Here is a 20,985-nt window from a genome sequence, read left to right on the forward strand (position 1 = left end):
TGCGCTCGATGCGGCGCACCCAGTATCTGAGGCGCTCCACGCCGATATTATGCTCGTGGGCATAGGCTTGGACAGGCAGTCCGCTGCTGCGCCAATGCGCGACATGCTCATGCCAGGTCGATGCGGAAATGCGTTGACGGGTCATGGGATCCTCGAAGTAGAAAACCTCGAGTCTGCATGTCATCGCGGCGACATTACAGGTGGTTGGGCTGCACGCTTACGCAACTGTTCCGTCACTACCTTGAAGGAATACTTGGACTAAGCATTCCGACGCGGGCATCGGATATTTTTTTAAATACCGTAAGCATGGACGAATCGGAATCGAATGATCCATTCTGGAATTGGCTCCGTCTACTCAACGGGTAATAATGTGCAACACGCCTTGATACGGGATGTTCGGAGAAAGCAGATCATTGCTCTCGCTCAGCCGAATCGGCCGCAATCACAGGCATATATTTTTTAATTGATACGTAAGCGTTAAAAGCCCAAAGCTCTGGTTGCAGCTCTGGGATTTTTCATTTTGATATAAGACTTTTATCCACCCCACGTATTACAGTCCATATTGTCCGCGTTGCACGCCGCGCACGTCGCGGATATCAGAAGCCTGAAACCGCAAGGTCTCGGGCTCTTTCATTTCAGAAAACCCGAAGTCCAGCCGGAGCTTTGGGATCTTTTATTCATTCAGGGCGCCATTTAGCGGCGCCCCCAACCTGTCAACGCTCCGCCGGATAGGAATACGAAGACCCGATCCCCAACGGCAGCTCGATCGCCCAGAAAGCGAGGAGGAACGCCGTCCACGTCACGATCAGGCTGATCGAATAAGGCAGCATCAGCGCGATCAGCGTGCCGATGCCCGTCGACTGCACATATTTCTTGCAGAAGACGATGATCAGCGGGAAATACGGCAGCAAGGGCGTGATGATGTTGGTCGAGGAATCGCCCACCCGGTACGCCGCCTGGGTCAGGTCCGGCGACACCCCGAGTTCCATCAGCATCGGCACCATCACCGCCGAGATCAGCGCCCATTTGGCGGACGCGGAACCGATGAACAGGTTGACCGTGGCCGTCAGGAGCACGATGCCTGCCAGCGTGACGCCCAGCGGGAAGGCCATTTCCCTGAGCCACAGCGCGCCCTTGAGCGCGATGAGCGCGCCCAGGTTGGACTGCCCGAAGGCGAAGATGAACTGCGCGCAAAAGAACGCCATGACGACGTAGTAACCCATGCCGCTCATGGCATGGCTCATGCCCTTGACGATGTCGCGGTGGTTCTTCGCGGTGCCGGCGACATAGCCGTAGACCACGCCGGGAATCAGGAAGAAGATGAAGATCAGCGCGACGATCGACTGCATCAGCGGCGCCGACGAATGCGTCAGCTCGCGCGTATCCGGCGCACGCCAGGCCGAACCTTCCGGCATCAGCGAGAGCAGCAGCAGGGCCAGGCTGGCGACCATCGCGATGCCGGCCCAGCGCAGGCCCTTGATCTCGTTCGGCTGCAGGGCGTCCATCTTGGGCAGGCTGGCGGGATCGGCGTCGACCGGCGAACTCTTGTTCAGCCGCGGCTCGATCACCTTGTCGGTCAGGAACCAGCCGACCAGGATCACGAGGAAGGTCGAGGCCGTCGTGAAATAGTAATTATTGAGCGGGTTGATGACGATCGATGCGGCGGCCGGGTCGGACGACAGGCGCGCGGCGACCTGGGTCAGGCCGGCCAGCAGCGGATCGAGGCTCGACGGCACGAAGAAGGTCGCGGAAAACCCGCCCGATACGCCGGCGAAGGCGGCCGCGATACCGGCCAGCGGATGGCGCCCGGCGGCGTAGAAGATGACCGCGCCCAGCGGAATGACCAGCACATAGCCGGCGTCGACGGCCACGTGGCTCAGGATGCCGACACCGATCAGGACGGGCGTCAGCAGGAACCTCGGCGTCACCGCCAAGATCTTGCGCAGCCCGGCGTTGATGAAGCCGGTGTATTCGGCCACGCCCAGCCCCAGCATCGCCACCAGCACGACGCCGAGCGGCGGGAAGGTGACGAAGGTATTGACCATCTTCGCCATGAAATCCGTCAGGGCGGCCGGCGCCAGCAGATTTTTGATCTCGATCGGCGCGCCGGTGCGCGGGTCGATGTCGTTGAAGACCAGGCCGGACATGGCCCAGGAGGTGGCCCACACCACGGCCAGCAGCAATGCGAACAGGATGGCCGGGTCGGGCAGCTTGTTGCCTGCCACCTCGATCCAGTTCAGGACACGGTTCAATCCGCGCGGCTTGGCGCCAGTTGCTTGTGCAGTCATCGTAGCCTTTGCTTGAAGGGGACTTTGAAATGGTCGATAACGCGCAGCAGCAAGCCTGTCAATACTTGGGCATTGCCTGCCAGCTGTTATCTACAAGACACATCAAGCCACATAGTACGCAGAAGCCGGGCTGTCGAAAAGCTTCTTGATGAGCAAACGTCCTAAGGAAGGATTACGACGCGAATTTCCCTATTTGGCCCGAAGCAATCGAACTCATTCTTTTCGCTCCCTGAATTCACCTTCAATAACCGTGTCATCGTTGCTCTCGGGACGCTTTTGCCCACCGAATGTGAATACAGACGAAGACATGCGATCGACAATCGCTCGCCGCAGCCATGGGTAAGCGACGACAAACGCCGTCGCGACACCTGCAAACAGTGCCGGCACGTAGTCGCCCCGCGCCACGAAGGTGAACAGGCACAGTGCAAGTATGCTCACGATGAGCGGTCGACGGACAGGCTTGGGCAAGAGGCCGACAATGCGCAACCTGCCCTCTTTTATCCAGGGAAGTCTCGCGAAAAGAACGCCGAGCAGCAGTCCTGCCGCGATCCGGCCCGTGCCGAGATAATCGGCCACTACCCCGATGACGAGAAAACCGGTGTAGGTCATCGTAGCGGCCAAGGCGGCCAACATGGATATCGCAACGGCGGCCGTCAGCTTCGGCCTGCCGATTGCTGCAGTGATGAGAAAACGTAGGATTTGTGTACTCCTGCAAATGGGCCTCGAGGCTATGGCAAATTCTAACAGCCGCACCTGTTTCAGGGCGGCCTCGAGCCTGCCCCGCGCTGCGCCTGCGCCATCTCCACGGCCGGCAAGGTCACGGTCAGGAACGACGACACCTGCCCGATCAAGTCCGCCGCCTGCTGCCGCACCTGCTTCATCTGCAGCACCGACAGCTCGGCCTGGCGCACCGCCTGCTGGATCAAGGTCCGGCGCTGCACGAGCGCATCGCGCAAGGCCGCATCCGGCGCGTCCTCGACGAGTGTCGACACCACGGCCAGCACCAGCAGGTGCAAGCCCAGTCCCTGCGCCGACGCTTCGAGGTTGCGCATGGCGACCTCGCTGTCGGTCATCAGCTGCAGGAGCTGCGTGCGCGCCGACGTCAGCACCGGCCTGTATTCGGCAGGCGACGTCGGTCGGCGAAACAGCCGGCCGAACATGCCCGGCGGCCCCTTGGTAGTGTCGAGAGCGGCTTCCAGCAGCGCCGGCACGCCCATCTGCGTGAATTTCACTACGAGTTCGGTGATGGGATGGAGCAGCGCCGCCTGCTCCATCAGCGGCCCCTCTGCCCACTCGGTGACCAGCGCCAGCCGCACCGGCAGGATGCGCCGAAACAGGGTGGCCAGGCGCTGCTCCGAATGCGCGAACAGATCCGGATAATCGGCGTGGACGGTGGCGAGCGCATCGCGCACCGCCGGATGGTCTTCGCTGTCGAACAGCGGCCGGGCCACGGTTTTCCTGGTCACGGCAGACGCAGCCGGAAGCGCAGGAACGTCGTCGAAGGACAGCGCCCTGGGCGGACCATTACGCTCAGGCGCCGCGGCTTCGTGCTCGTCGCCAAAATCGAAGGCCCGCGGCCCGGCCGGACGGTCGACCGGGTCCGACGGCGGCTCCGGCGCGTCACCGAAGTCGAATGCCTTGGGCGTCTGGTGTGTCATCGATCTACCTGGCGGCGCCAGCCATCAGCGCCTCGGAAGGATACGCACAACGCTGCTCAGACGGTGCCGCCGAGCTTGCGAATAAAGGTCGCCAGGTTCAGCTTGAAGCCCGCGCCGACGGCCTGGAAGCGCCACTCGCCATCCTTGCGATACAGCGAACCGAATTGCAGCGCAGTCTTGTCCGAGTAGTCTTCGTTCAGGTTGTATTCAGCGATCGTCTCGCCGGTGTCGTCGTTGTACACCTTCACGTAGGCGCCGGAGACGCTGCCGAAGTTCTGCTTGCGCGCCTCGGCCTCGTGGATGGTGACCACGATCGGCATTTCCATGACCGCCGCGTCGACCTTGGCCAGGTCGACGGTGATGACTTCGTCGTCGCCATCCTTGTCGCCCGTGCGGTTGTCGCCCGAGTGCACCACCGCGCCATCGGGCGAGGTCGTGTGGTTGTAATAGACGAAGTGGGCGTTGCTGATCATGACCGGATGGTCGTCCGCGTCTTTCCGGCACAGGAACACCGACGAGTCGAGATCGAAGGCATGGCCCGCGGCCGCATTGACCTTCCATCCGAGGCCGATCCGCACGCGCTTCAAGCCCGGTGCGGATTTTTCGAGGTTGATGCGGTGGCCGGTCTGGAGCGTCGTCGACATGAGCTTTCCTTGTAGGGTGAATTGAAATTAGGCCGCGCCTGGCGAGAACCTGGCGATCAGCTCCTGCTCCAGCGCCTGCAGCTTCGGCAGCTCGTCGCGGCGGCGCTGCTGGCCTTCGTTCGAGATCTGCTCGAGCTTGTCGAACGCGGTCACCAGTTGCGTCTGCACGTGCTGGGCGGTTTCGAGGCTGACGATCGAGCGCTGCTTGGCACGCGCGACCGTCTCGGTATTTTCCAGCAGCATATCGGCCTGGGCGCGGAAGGCCGCGTCGGTGGCGTCGTAGGCGGCGTTGGCGACCGCCGCGCTCTGCTTGGCTTCCAGCTGCAGCAGGTAGAGCGAGAACACGTTGCGCCAGGCCGGGATCGACACATTGACGATGTCGGTGAAGGTATCGGTCAAGGCGCGCGCATTGTCTTGCGACAGGCGGATCTGCGGCACCATCTGCGTGGCCATCAGCATCGCGCGGCGCAAGTCGTCGATGCGTTTTTCGAGCCGCTCGAGACGGCGCCGCAGTTCGGTCGCCTGCTGCGCCTCGAAGGCATTGGCCGCCGCGGCTTGCTGCGCGACCGCCTGGCGCAGCCGCTCGGCCCAGGCTTCGCCCTTCTTCACGTCGGCGTCCAGGCCCTGATAATAAACCTCGAGGCCCTTGTACATCTCGTCGAAGTCGTGGATGCGCGCCCGGTGCACATTGGCGTGGCGCGTCATCTCGGACACCAGCGTGTCCATGCGCGACTCGACCACCTGGTATTGCGACAGCATCTTTTCCTTGACCGAGCCGAACATGTTCGACACGCGCGACAGCAGGCCGCCCGACTTGAGCTTGGCCGGGTCCAGGCCCTTCGAGGTGGCGATCAGTTCGTTCAGCTGCGTGCCGAACACGTCCGCATCCGAGGCGCGTACCGTGCCCAGCAGCTTGGCCGACACCTTCGCCACACCCGGTCCCGCGGCGCTGCCCAGGGTCTCGATGGCCTTGTCGTCGATGCCGGTGAGATCGACAGGGATCACCGGCGCCGCGCTTGCTTCCGGCCGCAATGCCGGCAGCGCGTCCGGCGTGAGGGCCGGATCCAGCAAGGGCGGCAGGCCGGCGGCAGGGGTCACGGGTGTCGTCGATGCAGCCTTCGCTTCCTCGTCGGAGGAGAACAGCGGTTTCATAGGATTCCTCGGGGGTTGGTATGACAACATCAATAGCTTACCACTGGACAATCGGGCTGCAAGGGTTTCTGCGCCGGGCATTCTGCCTGTTGTATTGCACCTGGGTCATCATGCTATTCTTGCATGGACCTGACCACCTAGAGAAGACATGACCCGCTCGCTCCCCCCTATTCTGTCCAATGCGCTGCGCACTGCGCTGTGCACCGTGCTGTGCGCCGCCCTCCCCGCTTTCGCCCAAGTCAAGACGCCGGCCACCCCGGAAAAGATGAACCAGTTATATAGCGACTACTGGGAAGACTACCTGCGCGAAAACCCGATCGCCGCCACCTTCAATGGCGACCATCGCTACAACGACCGCTTCGGCCCGACCTCGTCGGCCGAGAGCCGCAAGCAGACCCGCGCGCTGGCCGAGAAATACCTCGCCAGCAGCGCCAAGTTCGATCCGGCGCCGCTGCCCTCGGAAGACCGCATCAGCTATGACCTGCTGCGCTACCGCCTGCAGCAAGACCTCGACAGCCTGCGCTTCCCATCCGACCTGGTGCCGGTGGACCAGTTTTCGGGCCTGCATCTGCTGATGGCCCAGCTGGGTTCGGGCGCCTCCACGCAGCCGTTCCAGACCGTGCAGGACTACGAGAACTGGCTCAAGCGCGCTGCCGGCTACGCGCCGGCGGTCGACGACAGCATCGCCAATATGCGCGCCGGCATCCAGCAAGGCATCGTGATGCCGAAGGCGCTGATCCAGCGCGTGCTGCCGCAGCTCGAGAACGTCGGCAGCGACAACCTCGACACCAGCACCTATATGGGGCCGACCAAGAAATTCCCGGAGTCCTTCAGCGCCGCCGACAAGGCGCGCCTGACTGAGGCTTATGGAAAAATGGTGCGCGAACAGTTGGCGCCTGCCAACCGCAAGCTGCTGGCCTTCATGAAAGACACCTACTTGCCGGCAGGCCGCGACACGGCCGGCATCGGCGCTCTTCCCGGCGGCAAGGAATGGTATGCCTTCCTGGCGCGCCGCTCCACCACGACCGACCTGACGCCGGAACAGATCCACGAGATCGGCCTGCGCGAAGTCGCGCGCATCCGCGCCCAGTTCGAAGAAGCCAGGGTCAAGGTCGGCTTCAAGGGCACGCTGAAGGAATTCTTCGCTCACCTCAACACCGCGCCCGAGCTGCGCTTCAAGTCGCGCGAAGAGATCCAGGCGGCCTACGAGGCGATGCGTCCGCGCGTCGAGGCCAAGGTCGACCAGCTGTTCGCCCGCGTGCCCAAGGCGCCGTTCGAGATCCGTCCGGTGGAAGCCTTCCGCGAAGTGAGCGCGGCCCCGGCCTCCTACCAGCGCGGCTCGGTCGACGGCAAGCGTCCCGGCGTTTTCTACTTCAACGCCTACAAGCCGGAAACCCGCACCAACTTCACGACCACCGCCTTCTTCCTGCACGAAGCCATTCCCGGCCACCACTTCGAGCGCAGCCTGGCGCAGGAAACCACCGGTCTGCCGGCCTTCCGCCGCTTCGGCGGCAGCACCGCCTTCTCGGAAGGCTGGGGCCTGTACAGCGAAATGCTGGGCCAGGAAATCGGCATGTACAACGATCCATGGCAGTGGGTCGGCCGCCTGACCGCCGAAATCTGGCGCGGCGTGCGCCTGGTGGTCGATACCGGCATCCACTCGAAGGGCTGGACGCGCGAACAGGCAATCGCCTACTTCATGGACAACGTGCCGCAGAACGAGGTGACGGCGGTGCAGGAAGTCGAGCGCTATATCGCGATTCCCGGCCAGGCCCTCAGCTACAAGATCGGCGAACTGAAACTGCGCGAACTGCGCGCACGCGCCGAAAAGACCCTGGGCAAGGACTTCGACCTGCGCGCCTTCCACAACGAAGTGCTGTCGCACGGCGCGGTGCCGCTCGACGTGCTCGAAGCGGCGACCGACCGCTGGATCGCGGCGCAAAAGAAGGGTTGATTCCCTCCTACGGCGCAGTCACCTCCACATCCTGGCTGACCACGGTGCGGCGGCCATCCCGGCCGACCACCGTGGCCGCCACCGTGTAGAGCCCAGGCGCAGCAAAACTGTGGCTGGCGCGCGCGCTGGCCACGCCGCCGCGCTCGTCGATCCGGCGCGCTGGCGCGCTGCTGCCATCTCCCCACGACCAGTCCACGCCGCGCGTGCCGACCCGGTCGCCATCCACGAAGGACACCGATGCCTGCAGCGGCGCGCCGACTTCGACCGTGCGCGGCGCGACGAGCGGCCCGACCGTATGGCCGCTTTCATGTCCACGGTCCGGCCTGAGCAGCACCAGTCCGGCATTCGAGCTGGCCACGATCTCGCCGCGATCGTTGATCGCCATCGCGTGCTCGAGCACCAGCGTCGGCGGCACACGCCGCACGAGCCGGTTCAGGTCCAGCATGCCGCCGGCGGCGCTCCAGACGAAGGCGCGCATGGCGCCGGCCTTGTCCTCGGCAAAGCCGACGATCTGGCCTTTCGCATTGACGCCGCGCGCGACCGAGGTCCTGCCGCCCAGTGTGCCGAGTTCGCGCATGCCGCCGCGCCGCGTCCACGACATCGCCCGCTGGCGCCCGTCGGCAAAGCCGATGCCGCCGGCGATGTGCAGGCCGGGCGTCATCGCATTGACCCAGGCCGTGGTGCCGCGGCCGATCCCGAGGTCGACCATGCCGGTGGCGCGCGTCCACAGGAAGGGACGGTCGCCGCCATCGTCCCAGGAAGCCAGGCGATTGCCCGCCACCTCGCCCCCGGCGCCCACGGCCACGGGCGACGATTCGACGCTGCCCAGCGTGTCGATGTCGACCAGGCCGCTACCGCGCGTCCAGGCGAACACGCGCGTGAACTCGTCGTCGATCGTGGTCACGCCGGCGATCAGGCCGGCGTCGTTGAGCACGCGACCTGAAGGTTGCTGGAAGGCGGGCGTGACGCCCAGGTCTTCCACCCCGCTACCAATGCTCCAGCGGAACGGACGCGCCGAGTCGCCGAACGAGCCGGTGACGACGCCGCGGTTGTTGATGGCCCAGCCATACGAACGGCCCCGGCCAGGCTCGGCGCGGATGTCGAGCATGCCGCCGCCCGCGCTCCAGACGAAAGCGTTCTCGACGCCGTGTTCGTTGAGCGAGGTGCCGGCGATCTGGCCGGCCTCGTTCAGGTCGTTCGCATACGTGATGCCGCCGCCCAGCGAGCCGATGTTCTTCACGGTTGCGCCGTCATGGAAGAAAGCCGAAATGCGCCCGCCGTTCACCATCGAGAACGCCACCTGGCCGGCGGCGTTGATGTCGGGGTAGGTCGCGATGGTGCCGGGGCCGAGATTGATCACGCGGTAGCTCGTGCGCTGCGCGCCGTTTCTGCCGTCCGCCTCGCCGGACGACGACTGCGCAAGCACTGTCGCAGACATCCACATCGCGGCCAGTAGCAAGACCAGGCGGGGCAGCCTCCATATCGAGCTACCGGTCGGCACATCGTTTCCTCGAGCGATACGCATGCATGTCTCCGTTAAAGGTGGAACGTCGGGCCCGTCGCCATAAGTGGCGTTGGGGAGCGGCTCAATCATGCGTTGCACCTGAAGCGCACGGTATGTCGCATCTCGCACTTGTGCGGCCGTTTGTGCTGGGCCAATGCGATTCTCCAGTCCCTATTCCTGCACTCTATTTCCATCTCATGAGCTTGCGTCAACGCACTTCGCCTTCCTATGATGAAGCGAGACGTCGGACCAACCATCTGCGAGGTGCGTCATGGACACGCTGGCGAAGGGGCAATTCAATGAATTGAAGGGGCTGTTAAGAGGAGAACTTCTCGAGGCCAACGATGCGGGCTACGACGATGCCCGCGCCGTCTGGAATGCGATGATCGACCGGCGGCCGGCGCTCATCGTGCGCTGCGCCGGCACGGCCGATGTGCGCGCGTCGCTGGCCTACGCGCGCGACCACCAGCTGCGGCTGGCCGTGCGTGGCGGCGGCCACAATATCGCCGGCAGCGCGCTGTGCGATGACGGACTGGTGATCGACCTGTCGCGCATGAAGTCGGTGCAGGTCGATCCGGTGCGCCGCCGCGCCTGGGTGGAAGGCGGCGCCACCCTGCGCGACTTCGACCACGAAGCCCAGGCCTACGGCCTGGCGACGCCGCTGGGCATCAACTCCACCACCGGCGTGGCGGGCCTGACCCTGGGCGGCGGCTTCGGCTGGCTCAGCCGCACGCTGGGCCTGGCGGCCGACAATCTGCTATCGGCCGAGATGGTCACCGCCGACGCCGGGCGCCTGCAGGTGAGCGCGACGGAGCATCCCGACCTGTTCTGGGCCATCCGTGGCGGCGGCGGTAATTTTGGCGTGGTCACGCGCTTCGAATTCGCCTTGCATCCAGTCGGCCCGCAGATCACGGCCGGGCTGATCGTCTACCCGTTCGCCCAGGCCCAGTCGGTCTTGGAGCAATACCGCGATGCCGTCGCGACCATGGCCCCCGACCTCACGGTCTGGACGGTCCTGCGCAAGGCGCCCCCGCTGCCGTTCCTGCCCCCGCAAGTGCATGGCCAGGACGTGCTGGTGCTGCCGGTCTTTTCACCATCGCCGAGCGACGCCGTGGACGCCGCCATCGCACGCATCGCCAAGCTGGGCGAACCGCTGGGCATGCATGTCGGGCCGATGCCTTACGCGGCCTGGCAGCAGATCTTCGATCCGATGCTCACGCCAGGCGCACGCAACTACTGGAAATCGCATAATTTCACGCAACTGAGCGATGGGGCCCTCGACGTCGTTTTACGCTACGCCTCCGATCTGCCTACCCCGCAGTGCGAGATCTTCCTCGGCCTGCCGGGCGGCCAGGCCGGGGCGCCGCCGCAGCAGGCGACCGCCTATCCGCACCGCGACGCGTTGTACGTGATGAACGTGCACACGCGCTGGGAAGACCCGGCCGACGACGAACGCTGCATCGCCTGGGCGCGCAGCTTCTTTGCGGATGCCACGCCGTATGCGAGCGGTGGCGTCTACGTCAACTTCATGCCGCAGGACGAAGGCGAGCGTACGTCCGATGCCTATGGCGCCAACTATGCGCGCCTGGCGCAGATCAAGGCGGCCTACGATCCGGACAATCTGTTCCGTACCAACCAGAATATTCGGCCGGCGTCCGCTGCAGCTGCGGCCGGCTGACCGGCCGTGGCTTCGATGGCGTCGCGGATGCGGCGTCAGCGGCCGGATCTCGCCCTCGTTGTCCGCATCGCTCATCGCAGCAACGAGCCTCATCGCAAACGCCGATCAGGTCTTTGCACGTCTTAAGGAAAACCGCCCGACTATTGCGCTAGCGAAAGGCCAATGCCTATTTCTCGCGCGATGATGCACGACGTTGGGAACACACCTCACCGTTCGCTGTTTTCATTGCTTTGTGCTGCTGCTCTCGCGATGCACCGCGGCCTTGATCTTCCTGCGCGCGCTGTGATGACTCGGTACGACACAATTCAACAAGGACTACCGATATGACTCGACCGTCTTTTAGTGCTGCGTGGGCAGCTTCGCAGCGAATCTACGACCCTCTCAATCCCGGAGCCCGGGTGGCAGGAATCATAGGCGGCAACGTCAGGAAGAATATCGATAACCCGACTGCAGCGCAGCGATGGGAAAACACGTGTGCTGTACGCATGAGTTATATACTCAGCCAAGCTGGCATGGTCATTCCTGGCATCAAAGGACAGACTGTATCCGGCGCGGACGGGCGAAGATACTTCTTTCGAGTACGCGACCTGATCGGGTTCCTGACGCAGCGCTGGGGTAAAGCCGAAGTCGTGAAATATCCTGTCTCCGGTGGGGGCACACTTGCAGGCAAAACAGGCGTCATTCTGTTTGAAGTCTCGGGGTGGTCAAATGCGCAGGGGCATGCCACGCTTTTCGACGGTCGCTCCTGCTATGACCACTGTTATTTCAACGAACCCGAAGCGCGGTATCGCACGGATCGTGCAAATTTCTGGAGTTTGCCATGAGGTTGTCCCCCTTGCGACTGGCAGTGGTGGTGTTCACCATATTGTCGTTGCCAGCCCATGCTAGTACTCGCGATATCACATCCCCGCAAGCTGTAACCCGCACGCACGCGCAGAACTACAAGGACATGGTGCTAGCAACCTGTCTAACCCAGGCCTATCGGAATGACAATGGCGTGGCGAAGGATGCCGGAAGCAGCATCAGCGCGTTGCGCGACTGGACGTACTTCGATATGGATCAGAGTCCGGATGCAGTCAATTCCTTAGTGGAGAGTTACCTGGAACGGGATTATTCCAGTCCGCTGGTCGAATCGGAAGTCAAGGGAGTGCGATTCGATTTCTTGAAGTGCCTGGACCTGTACCACAGCAAGGCGCTGGACGATCTGACGAAGCGATTGGTCATCCACCCGAAACGCATTTATGGGAAGGAACGTCCTTCGCGACGGCAGGCTCATGATGCTACAGCCAGATAGCACGTGGCTGGACTTTTCCAGAGCATAGCTTGTGCGCTTGGTCCCGATTCAGTGGGACCACGTAAAGCATCCTGGTGGCGTAAGCAGGACTGCCCGAGCCTGTCAGAATTTCTGTGTGGAACCGGGGTCATGAAATAATCCCGAAAGGACTGTTCCATGACCGAAGTGATGACCACTAAGAAGCTCAAGAAGCAAAAAGCAGCATACCCATTCCCCGTCGAGCTGATCGACCAGTTGCTGGCCCAGGTTGAGAACAAGGACGCTGAGTCGATCCTTGGCGAATCGGGCCTGGCCGGGCAACTCAAGAAGATGCTGGCCGAACGTATGTTGTCGGCCGAGTTGAACCATCACTTGGCCAACGAGGAAGAAGGCACTAAAAACCACCGTAACGGCAGCAGCCCTAAGAAGGTGCTCACGCCCGGCGGCGAGCTCCACCTGGACGTGCCGCGCGATCGCCTGTCGAGCTTTGAGCCCAAGCTGGTGGCCAAACATCAGCGCCGGATGTCTGGCTTTGATGATCACGTCATCAGCATGTACGCGCGTGGGATGAGCGTGCGTGAGATCCAGGCGCATCTGCTGGAGTTGTACGGTACCGAGGTGTCGCCGGACCTGATTTCGACCATCACCGACGAGGTGCTCGACGAGGTCGCACAGTGGCAACAACGGCCGCTTGAAGCGATGTATCCAATCGTCTATTTCGACGCGTTGCGCCTGAAGATCCGGGACGAAGGTACAGTCAAGAACAAGGCTGTGTATTTGGCTCTGGGCATTCGTGCCGACGGCCGCAAGGAAGTGCTGGGTCTGTGGATCGAGCAGACCGAAGGCGCCAAGTTCTGGCTGAAGGTTTTCAACGAGCTCAAGAATCGTGGGCTGGACGATATCCTGATCGCTGTCGTCGATGGCCTGCGTGGCTTCCCCGAGGCCATTGAAGCCGTTTATCCGCAGGCGCAGATCCAGACGTGCATCGTGCACCTGATCCGCAACTCGACGACGCTTGCGGCCTGGAAGGACCGTAAAGAGCTGGCAGCGGCGCTCAAGCCGATTTACCACGCTGCCAATGCCGACCTGGCAGAAGCGGCGCTGGACGCGTTTGCGGAAGGTCCATGGGGCACTAAGTTTCCGACCGTGGCTGCAATGTGGCGGCGCCAGTGGCAGCAGGTGATTCCCTTCTTTGCCTACCCGCCTGAAGTGCGCACGATTATCTACACGACCAACGCCATCGAGAGCCTGCATATGCGCCTACGGAAGATCGTCAAGAACCGCGGCCACTTCCCCAGCGACGAAGCCGCGACCAAGTTATTGTTCCTGGCCTTGCGCAATATCGAGAAAGATTGGAAGATGCCGCAGCGTACCTGGAAGCAGGCTGCCAACCAGTTCGCTATCATGTTCGGCGAGCGCTTCACGAACGCAATTATCTAACTCTGAATTCTGGCCCCGCACACAGAATTTCTGACAGGTCCGACTGCCCTTAACCCGCCGGCCCGTCGTCGTCGCGCCCAACGTCGGGATCGATTCCGCCTCTTATACCCTCGCCCGCATCACCCGCACTGCCGCCTCTATTCCCGGCACCTCCACGTTTGTCCTTCCTTTGTCCCCCACCACCTCATGCGGCGTTGTCTGACACGTGCCTGCCTAGATCGGTTTTGCTGTTAGATTATTAATACCGAATACCGACCGTTAGCCCACTCTTCTTTCTGCCATGAAAACCTTTCACTGCGACAAGTGCTCACAACAGATATTTTTTGAAAATACCCTCTGCTTCAACTGCGACAGCACGCTCGGCTACCAGCCGGCCACGCGCAGCGTCAACAGCTTCGAGCAGACCGAGGACGGCCTGTGGCGCAGCCTGAACCGCACCGACGCGGGCAAGGTCTACAAGCAATGCAGCAATTATGTCCAGCACAATGTCTGCAACTGGATGCTGCCCGCGGATGACCCGCACGATTTGTGCGCCTCCTGCCAGCTGACCGTGGTCATCCCGGCCCTGACGTCCGACAAGAACCACATCCTGTGGGCGCGTCTCGAAGCGGCCAAGCGCCGCCTGCTGTTTTCGCTGGCGACGCTCAACCTCACCCCGGCATCGAAGGAAGCCGAGCCGGAAACCGGCCTTGCATTCCAGTTCCTGGAAGACGGCGTGACCGACCAGTGCGTGATGACCGGCCATGCCAACGGCGTGATCACCCTGAACATTGCCGAAGCCGATCCGGCCGAGCGCGAACGCACGCGCGAGCAGATGCACGAGCGCTATCGCACGCTGCTGGGCCATTTCCGTCACGAAAGCGGCCATTACTATTTCGACCGCCTGGTGGCCGACAGCCCATGGATCGACGAGTACCGCGCCCTGTTCGGCGATGAGCGCCAGGATTATGGCGAAAGCCTGAAGCGCCACTACGAGAACGGGCCGCCGGAAGACTGGGCGGAGCGTTTCGTGAGCAGCTACGCCAGCTCGCATCCGTGGGAAGACTGGGCCGAGACCTGGGCCCACTACCTCCACATGATCGATACGCTGGAGACGGCGCACTCCTGCGGCCTGCAGCTCAAGCCGCGCAAGGCCGACGAGCCTGCGCTCGACGGCATCACCCTGCCGACCAGGACCGACGCGTTCGACGATACCCTGAGCGACTGGTTCGCGCTGACTTACGTGCTCAACAGCCTGAATCGCAGCATCGGGATGCCGGACTCCTATCCGTTCACGCTCAGCCCGCCGGTACTGGAAAAGCTGCACTTCGTGCACCGGGTCGTGCGCGCCCAGATCAAGCAGGCGACGGCGCCAGCCAGGCCGGCCGCGACGCCGGCGCCCGCCACGCCGGGCGCCTGAGCCGACGCACCGTCATGATGCCCGCGCCGCCGCCTTCCCCCGAAACGGTGCGGCGCGCGCCATGCCGGTGCGCCCGGCTTACGCGGTCTGGGTCTGGGTTTGCGTCATTCCGCCCAGGGTCTGCGTCTGCGACTGGGTTTGTCCTTCGTCCGGCGGGGCCGGCTCGATCGGGATCAGGAAGTCGCGGCTGATGCCGTTGCCCAGCGCGTCGACCGACGCCAGGAAGCGGGTCAGGAAGGCGTGCAAGCCTTCTTCGAGGATGGCGCTGATCGGGGACGATTGCAGCATGGCGTACAGCTCGACGGCCAGGCGTTCGGTATCGTGCGACTGCGCATTGCGCACATCCTTCAGGTTGGCCACCACCGCGGCCATGCACGCCGCCAGCGAGCGCGGCATTTTCTCTTGCAGTATAAATAGTTCGGCCACCCGTGTCGACGTGATGGCGTCGCGGTAGACCTTGCGGTAGGTCTCGAAGGCGGACACCGAGCGCAGCAGCGCCGCAAGCTGGTAGAACTCCGCCTGCGTCCCGGCCTGGACCGCATCATGCGCCCCGAACCTGAACTTGACGTCGAGGATGCGCGCCGTATTGTCGGCCCGTTCCAGGAAGGTGCCGAGGCGGATGAAGTTGAACGCCTCGTCCTGCAGCATGGTGCCCAGCGTGACGCCGCGCGACAGGTGCGAGCGGTACTTGACCCATTCCAGGAACTGGCCGGGATCGTGCTCGAAGGTGCGGTTCTTGAGATGCTTCTGCAGCATCAGCCAGGTCGTGTTCTCGGTTTCCCATACCTCGGTGGTCAGGGCGCCGCGCACGGCGCGCGCATTCTCGCGCGATGCGCGCAGGCAGCTGGTGATCGAGGACAGGTTGTCCGGATCGCGCACCATGAAGTCGATCACGTCCTTCTGCGTGAGCGCCGGGTATTTGGCCTCGAACTGCGATTCCAGCTCGGACACGCCCAGCATGCTGCGCCAGCCCTGCTGCTCGGCCTGCGCCGACTGCGGCATCAGCGAATACTGGACCCGGACATCGAGCATGCGGGCCGTGTTTTCGGCGCGCTCGGTGTAGCGGGCCATCCAGAACAAGTGGTCTGCGGTGCGGCTCAACATCTTAGTTCTCCAGTATCCAGGTATCCTTGGTGCCGCCGCCCTGCGACGAATTGACCACCAGCGAACCTTCCTGCAGCGCCACCCGGGTCAGGCCGCCCGGCACCATCGACACGGTCTTGCCCGACAGGACGAAGGGACGCAGGTCGATATGGCGCGGCGCGATGCCCGATTCGACATAGGTCGGGCAGGCCGACAAGGCCAGCGTGGGCTGGGCGATATAGCCGTCCGGGTTGGCGATCAAGCGCGCGCGGAAGGCCTCGATCTCGGCGTGGGTCGAGGCCGGGCCGACCAGCATGCCATAGCCGCCGGCGCCGTGCACTTCCTTCACCACCAGCTCGGGCAGCCGAGACAGGGTGTAGGCCAGGTCTTCCTTTTTCCGGCACTGGTAGGTCGGCACGTTGTTCAGGATCGGCTTTTCGCCCAGGTAGAATTCGATCATGTCCGGCACGTAGGGATAGATCGACTTGTCGTCGGCCACCCCGGTGCCGATGGCGTTGGCCAGGCCCACCCGCCCCGCGCGCACCGCGTCGAGCAGGCCCGGCACGCCCAGCGTGGACTCGGGGCGGAAGGCGCGTGGATCGAGGTAGTCGTCGTCGATGCGGCGATAGATGACGTCGACCTGCTTCGGCCCGCGCGTGGTGCGCATGTAGACGGTGTCGTCGCTGACATACAGGTCTTGCCCCTGCACCAGCGCCACGCCCATCTGCTGGGCCAGGAATGCGTGTTCGAAATAGGCCGAGTTGTGCATGCCCGGCGTGAGCACGACCACGGTCGGGTCAAGCGGTCCGTCCGGCGCCACGGTGCGCAGGTTGTCGAGCAGCAGGTCGGGATAGTGCTCGACCGGCGCCACGCGGTTGCTCGCGAACAGGGCGGGAAACAGCCGCATCATCATCTTGCGGTTTTCCAGCATGTAGGACACGCCGGAAGGCACCCGCAGATTGTCTTCCAGGACGTAGAACTCGCCCTCGCCCGCGCGCACGATGTCGACGCCGGCGATATGGGCATAGATGTTCGAAGGCACCTTGACGCCCTGCATCGCGGGCCGGTACTGCGCATTGTTCAGGATCTGTTCGGAAGGGATGACGCCCGCCTTCAGGATATCCTGGTCATGGTAGACATCGTGCAGGAAACGGTTCAGCGCGGTCACCCGCTGCACCAGGCCGGCCTGCAGCCGGGCCCATTCGGCGGCGTCGATCACGCGCGGAATGATGTCGAACGGGATCAAGCGCTCCTTGCCGGCGTTGTCGCCGTAGACGGCAAAGGTGATCCCCACCCGCTGGAAGGTCAGCTCGGCTTCGGCACGTTTTTGCGCGATCAGTTGCGGCGACTGCAAGGCAAGCCACCGCGCAAACGCGTCGTAGTGAGGCCTTGCAATTGCCGCAGAGGAATACATTTCATCGTAAAAGTTCGGCATCGGATCCTCCAGTGGCATAGGTGCAATCAAGAAACGTGCCAGCTCGGCGACGCCGCACGAGAGAATTATATTGCGGGTATGAATCATGCTTGTGCACAGTTGAAACAGGTATATATCGATGTGCTGGTATCGTTCGTGACCACCCCTATAAAGGCACTCCCGCATGGCTATCCGTATCGCGCTGCACCACAAGACCAGTTACCGCTACGACCGGCAAGTCGCCCTCTCGCCGCATGAGGTGCGCCTGCGTCCGGCGCCGCATGCGCGCACGCCGATCCTGTCGTATTCGCTGTCGGTGCTGCCGCAGGAGCATTTCATCAACTGGCAGCAAGACCCCTACGGGAATTACATCGGCCGTTTCGTGTTCCCGGAAAAAACGGATACGCTCGAGTTCACGGTCGACCTGGTCGCCGACATGACCGTCATCAATCCCTTCGATTTCTTCATCGAACAATATGCGGAGCATTTTCCCTTTGTCTATCCCGAGCAGTTGCAGGGGGAACTGAGCGCCTACGCGCAGCCCGAGCCGGCCGGCCCGCTGCTGCTGGCATGGGTAGAAGCGGCGCGGCGCGAGCTGCTGGCGCAGCCGATGAACACCACCGACTTCCTGGTGGCGATCAACCAGCGCCTGCAGCGCGACATCGCCTATCTGCTGCGCATGGAACCGGGCGTGCAGACGCCCGAAGACACGCTCGAGAAGCGTTCCGGCTCCTGCCGCGACAGTGGCTGGCTGCTGGTGCAGATCCTGCGCACGATGGGACTGGCGGCGCGTTTCGTTTCCGGCTACCTGATCCAGCTGCGCGCCGACCAGGAGGCGCTCGACGGTCCGAGCGGCGCGCTCGAAGACTTCACCGACCTGCACGCCTGGACCGAGGTGTACATCCCCGGCGCCGGCTGGATCGGGCTCGACCCGACCTCGGGCATGCTGGCCGGCGAAGGCCATATTCCGCTCGCCTGCACGGCGCTGCCCTCGTCGGCGGCGCCGGTGACGGGCTTCAGCGACAAGGCCGAGGTCACCTTCATCCACGAGATGACGATCACCCGCATCCATGAAGACCCGCGCGTGACCAAGCCGTATTCGGACGCCGACTGGGAGGCCATCGACCGCCTGGGCCGGCAGGTCGACGCCGACCTGCTGGCCCAGGACGTGCGCCTGACCCAGGGCGGCGAGCCCACCTTCGTCTCGATCGACGACATGGACGCGCCGGAGTGGAATACCCAGGCCCATGGCGAGCGCAAACGCGCGCTGGCCGGCACGCTGGCGCAGCGGCTCAAGAATCATTTCGCGCCCGGCGGCCTGCTGCACTACGGCCAGGGCAAATGGTATCCGGGCGAACCGCTGCCGCGCTGGGCGCTGAACATCTTCTGGCGCGTCGACGGCGAGCCGCTGTGGCGCGACCCCGGCCTGTTTTCTAGCGAACACGTCGACGACGGCTATGACGCCGGAGACGCCCGCCGCTTCGCCGCCGCGCTGGTCGATGCGCTCGGCCTGCCCGCCGGCAGCGCCATCCCCGCCTATGAGGACGTGCTGCTGCAGGCCCAACGCGAGCAGGCGCTGCCGCCCAACCTCGATCCCCTGCGGGCAGACCTGGACGCGCCGGAGGAACGGCGCCGGCTGGCGCGCCTGCTCGAACGCGGCCTGGGCCAGGTGGCCGGCTACGTGCTGCCGCTGCAGGCCGCCGACGGCGCCGGCTGGCGCACCTCGGCCTGGCCGCTGCGGCGCGAACACCTGTACCTGCTCGAGGGCGACTCGCCGATCGGCCTGCGCCTGCCGCTGGCCACGCTGCCATGGGTGCCGCCGCGCGAACGCGATCCCGGTTTCGAGGTCGACCCGTTTGCCCCGCGCAGCGCCCTGGTGGCCGCGCACCACGCCGCGCAGCCGGCGCCGGACCGCGCGGCCGTCCAGCCGGCCTCTCCCTTCGCGCCGGACGCGCGCGAGGTGATCCACACCGCGCTGTGCGTCGAAGTGCGCGCCGGACGCCTGTACGTCTTCATGCCGCCGCAGCAGCGCCTCGAGGATTACCTGGCGCTGGCCGGCGCGGTCGAGGCCACCGCCGCCAGGCTCGGGATGAAGCTGCGGATCGAAGGTTATGCGCCGCCGCGCGACCCGCGCATCAAGCTGCTCAGCGTCACGCCCGACCCGGGCGTCATCGAAGTCAATATCCATCCGGCCGCGTCGTGGAACGAGCTGGTACACAACGTGACGACCCTGTACCAGGAGGCGCGCCTCACCCGCCTGGGCACCGAGAAATTCATGCACGACGGCCGCCACACCGGCACCGGCGGCGGCAACCACGCCACCCTGGGCGGCGCCAGCGCCGAAGACAGCCCGATGCTGCGCCGTCCCGACCTGCTCAAGAGCCTGATCACCTACTGGCAGATCCACCCGGCGCTTTCTTACCTGTTCTCGGGCACCTTCATCGGACCGACCAGCCAGGCGCCGCGCGTGGACGAGGCGCGCGACGACAACCTGTATGAACTGGCGATCGCCTTCCAGCAGATGGACAAGGTGCTGCCGACCCTGCAGCCGGGCGACAAGCCGTGGATGGTCGACCGCCTGCTGCGCAACCTGCTGGTCGACCTGACCGGCAATACGCACCGCGCCGAATTTTCGATCGACAAGCTGTATTCGCCGGACGGCCCCACCGGCCGCCTCGGCCTGGTGGAGTTCCGCGCCTTCGAGATGCCGCCGCACGAGCGTATGAGCCTGCTGCAAATGCTGTTGCTGCGGGCCCTGGTCGCGCGCTTCTGGCGCGAGCCGTGCCAGGCCCGGCTGGTGCACTGGGGCACCGCCCTGCACGACCGCTGGATGCTGCCGCATTTCGTCGCCCAGGACATCCGCGACGTCGCGCGCGACCTGCGCGTGGCCGGCTATGCCTTCGAGGACCACTGGTTCGAGCCGTTCATCGAATTTCGCTTCCCGCGCTTCGGCACCGTCGTCTACGAGGGCGTCGAGATGGAGCTGCGCCAGGCGATCGAGCCGTGGAACGTGCTGGGCGAGGAAGTCGCGGCCGGCGGCACCGCGCGCTACGTCGACTCGTCGGTCGAACGCATGCAGCTGCTGGTGCGCGGGCTGACCGACGGCCGCCACGTGGTGGCCTGCAATGGCCGCATGCTGCCGCTGCACCCGACCGGCGTGCCCGGCGAGTACGTGGCGGGCGTGCGCTTTCGGGCGTGGAGCCCGTGGTCGGCCCTGCATCCGAGCATCCGGGTGCAGGCGCCGCTGGTGTTCGACCTGGTCGACACCTGGAGCGGGCGCGCGATCGGCGGCTGCACCTACCACGTGGTGCATCCGGGCGGACGCAATGAAACGGGCGCGCCGGTCAATGCCAATGCCGCCGAGGCGCGCCGTTTCGCGCGCTTCTGGCCGCATGGCCATACCCCGGGTCCGATGACGGTGCGCAAGGAGCCGCTCAATCCTAGTTTCCCTACGACACTAGATTTACGCTGGCAGGCAAGCTAACCTATCGCTTTTGT

16 protein-coding genes are annotated in these 20,985 nt (G+C 64.2%); 7 read left to right on the plus strand and 9 right to left on the minus strand.

The window, feature by feature from the left end:
• The 6 genes from tnpA to HMPREF9710_RS00780 form a co-directional block, all read right to left on the minus strand.
• A partial coding sequence (gene tnpA, locus HMPREF9710_RS28985) for an IS66 family insertion sequence element accessory protein TnpA (protein WP_443093619.1) occupies window positions 1–184 on the minus strand: 184 nt, incomplete at its 3' end.
• 529 nt (window positions 185–713) lie between these two features.
• A complete protein-coding gene (locus tag HMPREF9710_RS00760; protein WP_005662947.1) occupies window positions 714–2,288 on the minus strand; it encodes an AbgT family transporter in 1,575 nt (524 codons plus the stop codon).
• 213 nt (window positions 2,289–2,501) lie between these two features.
• A complete protein-coding gene (locus tag HMPREF9710_RS00765; RefSeq protein WP_169331307.1) occupies window positions 2,502–2,897 on the minus strand; it encodes a hypothetical protein in 396 nt (131 codons plus the stop codon).
• 149 nt (window positions 2,898–3,046) lie between these two features.
• Window positions 3,047–3,946 (minus strand): hypothetical protein, encoded by a 900-nt coding sequence (locus HMPREF9710_RS00770; protein ID WP_005662949.1) that lies wholly within the window; start codon window positions 3,944–3,946, stop codon window positions 3,047–3,049.
• Window positions 3,947–4,002: 56 nt separating this feature from the next.
• Window positions 4,003–4,590 (minus strand): TerD family protein, encoded by a 588-nt coding sequence (locus HMPREF9710_RS00775; protein ID WP_005662951.1) that lies wholly within the window; start codon window positions 4,588–4,590, stop codon window positions 4,003–4,005.
• A 27-nt stretch (window positions 4,591–4,617) separates the two neighbouring features.
• Window positions 4,618–5,742 (minus strand): toxic anion resistance protein, encoded by a 1,125-nt coding sequence (locus HMPREF9710_RS00780; protein WP_005662953.1) that lies wholly within the window; start codon window positions 5,740–5,742, stop codon window positions 4,618–4,620.
• A 148-nt stretch (window positions 5,743–5,890) separates the two neighbouring features.
• On the opposite strand from HMPREF9710_RS00780, the gene HMPREF9710_RS00785 reads away from it, so the two are divergent.
• Window positions 5,891–7,696, plus strand: a complete 1,806-nt coding sequence (locus HMPREF9710_RS00785; protein ID WP_005662955.1) for a DUF885 domain-containing protein — start codon at window positions 5,891–5,893, stop codon at window positions 7,694–7,696.
• Between the two features lie 7 nt (window positions 7,697–7,703).
• On the opposite strand, the gene HMPREF9710_RS26395 is transcribed toward HMPREF9710_RS00785, so the two are convergent.
• Complete coding sequence (locus tag HMPREF9710_RS26395; protein ID WP_157225400.1) at window positions 7,704–9,134, minus strand: PKD domain-containing protein; 1,431 nt, start codon at window positions 9,132–9,134, stop codon at window positions 7,704–7,706.
• 337 nt (window positions 9,135–9,471) lie between these two features.
• On the opposite strand from HMPREF9710_RS26395, the gene HMPREF9710_RS00795 reads away from it, so the two are divergent.
• The 5 genes from HMPREF9710_RS00795 to HMPREF9710_RS00810 all read left to right on the plus strand — a co-directional run bounded on the left by HMPREF9710_RS00795 (window position 9,472) and on the right by HMPREF9710_RS00810 (window position 14,990).
• The gene (locus tag HMPREF9710_RS00795) at window positions 9,472–10,878 is read left to right on the plus strand and encodes an FAD-binding oxidoreductase (protein WP_005662959.1); all 1,407 of its coding nucleotides are present in this window, start codon (window positions 9,472–9,474) and stop codon (window positions 10,876–10,878) included.
• A 323-nt stretch (window positions 10,879–11,201) separates the two neighbouring features.
• A complete protein-coding gene (locus tag HMPREF9710_RS26860; RefSeq protein WP_081589827.1) occupies window positions 11,202–11,702 on the plus strand; it encodes a type VI secretion system amidase effector protein Tae4 in 501 nt (166 codons plus the stop codon).
• A complete protein-coding gene (locus HMPREF9710_RS00800) occupies window positions 11,699–12,172 on the plus strand; it encodes a type VI secretion system amidase immunity protein Tai4 (protein WP_005662960.1) in 474 nt (157 codons plus the stop codon). Before HMPREF9710_RS26860 ends, HMPREF9710_RS00800 begins: the two co-directional genes overlap by 4 nt.
• A gap of 168 nt (window positions 12,173–12,340) precedes the next feature.
• Complete coding sequence (locus tag HMPREF9710_RS00805) at window positions 12,341–13,591, plus strand: IS256 family transposase (protein WP_157225472.1); 1,251 nt, start codon at window positions 12,341–12,343, stop codon at window positions 13,589–13,591.
• 280 nt (window positions 13,592–13,871) lie between these two features.
• Window positions 13,872–14,990, plus strand: a complete 1,119-nt coding sequence (locus HMPREF9710_RS00810; RefSeq protein WP_005662966.1) for a zinc-binding metallopeptidase family protein — start codon at window positions 13,872–13,874, stop codon at window positions 14,988–14,990.
• 78 nt (window positions 14,991–15,068) lie between these two features.
• Here HMPREF9710_RS00810 and HMPREF9710_RS00815 read toward each other — a convergent pair whose 3' ends face one another.
• On the minus strand, window positions 15,069–16,094 hold the full coding sequence (locus HMPREF9710_RS00815; RefSeq protein WP_005662967.1) for an alpha-E domain-containing protein: 1,026 nt from the start codon (window positions 16,092–16,094) through the stop codon (window positions 15,069–15,071).
• 1 nt (window position 16,095) lies between these two features.
• The gene (locus tag HMPREF9710_RS00820) at window positions 16,096–17,508 is read right to left on the minus strand and encodes a circularly permuted type 2 ATP-grasp protein (protein WP_005662969.1); all 1,413 of its coding nucleotides are present in this window, start codon (window positions 17,506–17,508) and stop codon (window positions 16,096–16,098) included.
• A 163-nt stretch (window positions 17,509–17,671) separates the two neighbouring features.
• On the opposite strand from HMPREF9710_RS00820, the gene HMPREF9710_RS00825 reads away from it, so the two are divergent.
• The gene (locus HMPREF9710_RS00825; protein ID WP_005662971.1) at window positions 17,672–20,971 is read left to right on the plus strand and encodes a transglutaminase family protein; all 3,300 of its coding nucleotides are present in this window, start codon (window positions 17,672–17,674) and stop codon (window positions 20,969–20,971) included.
• Window positions 20,972–20,985: the final 14 nt, after the last annotated feature.

It is taken from the genome of Massilia timonae CCUG 45783 (genome assembly GCF_000315425.1).
Classification (GTDB): domain Bacteria; phylum Pseudomonadota; class Gammaproteobacteria; order Burkholderiales; family Burkholderiaceae_D; genus Telluria; species Telluria timonae.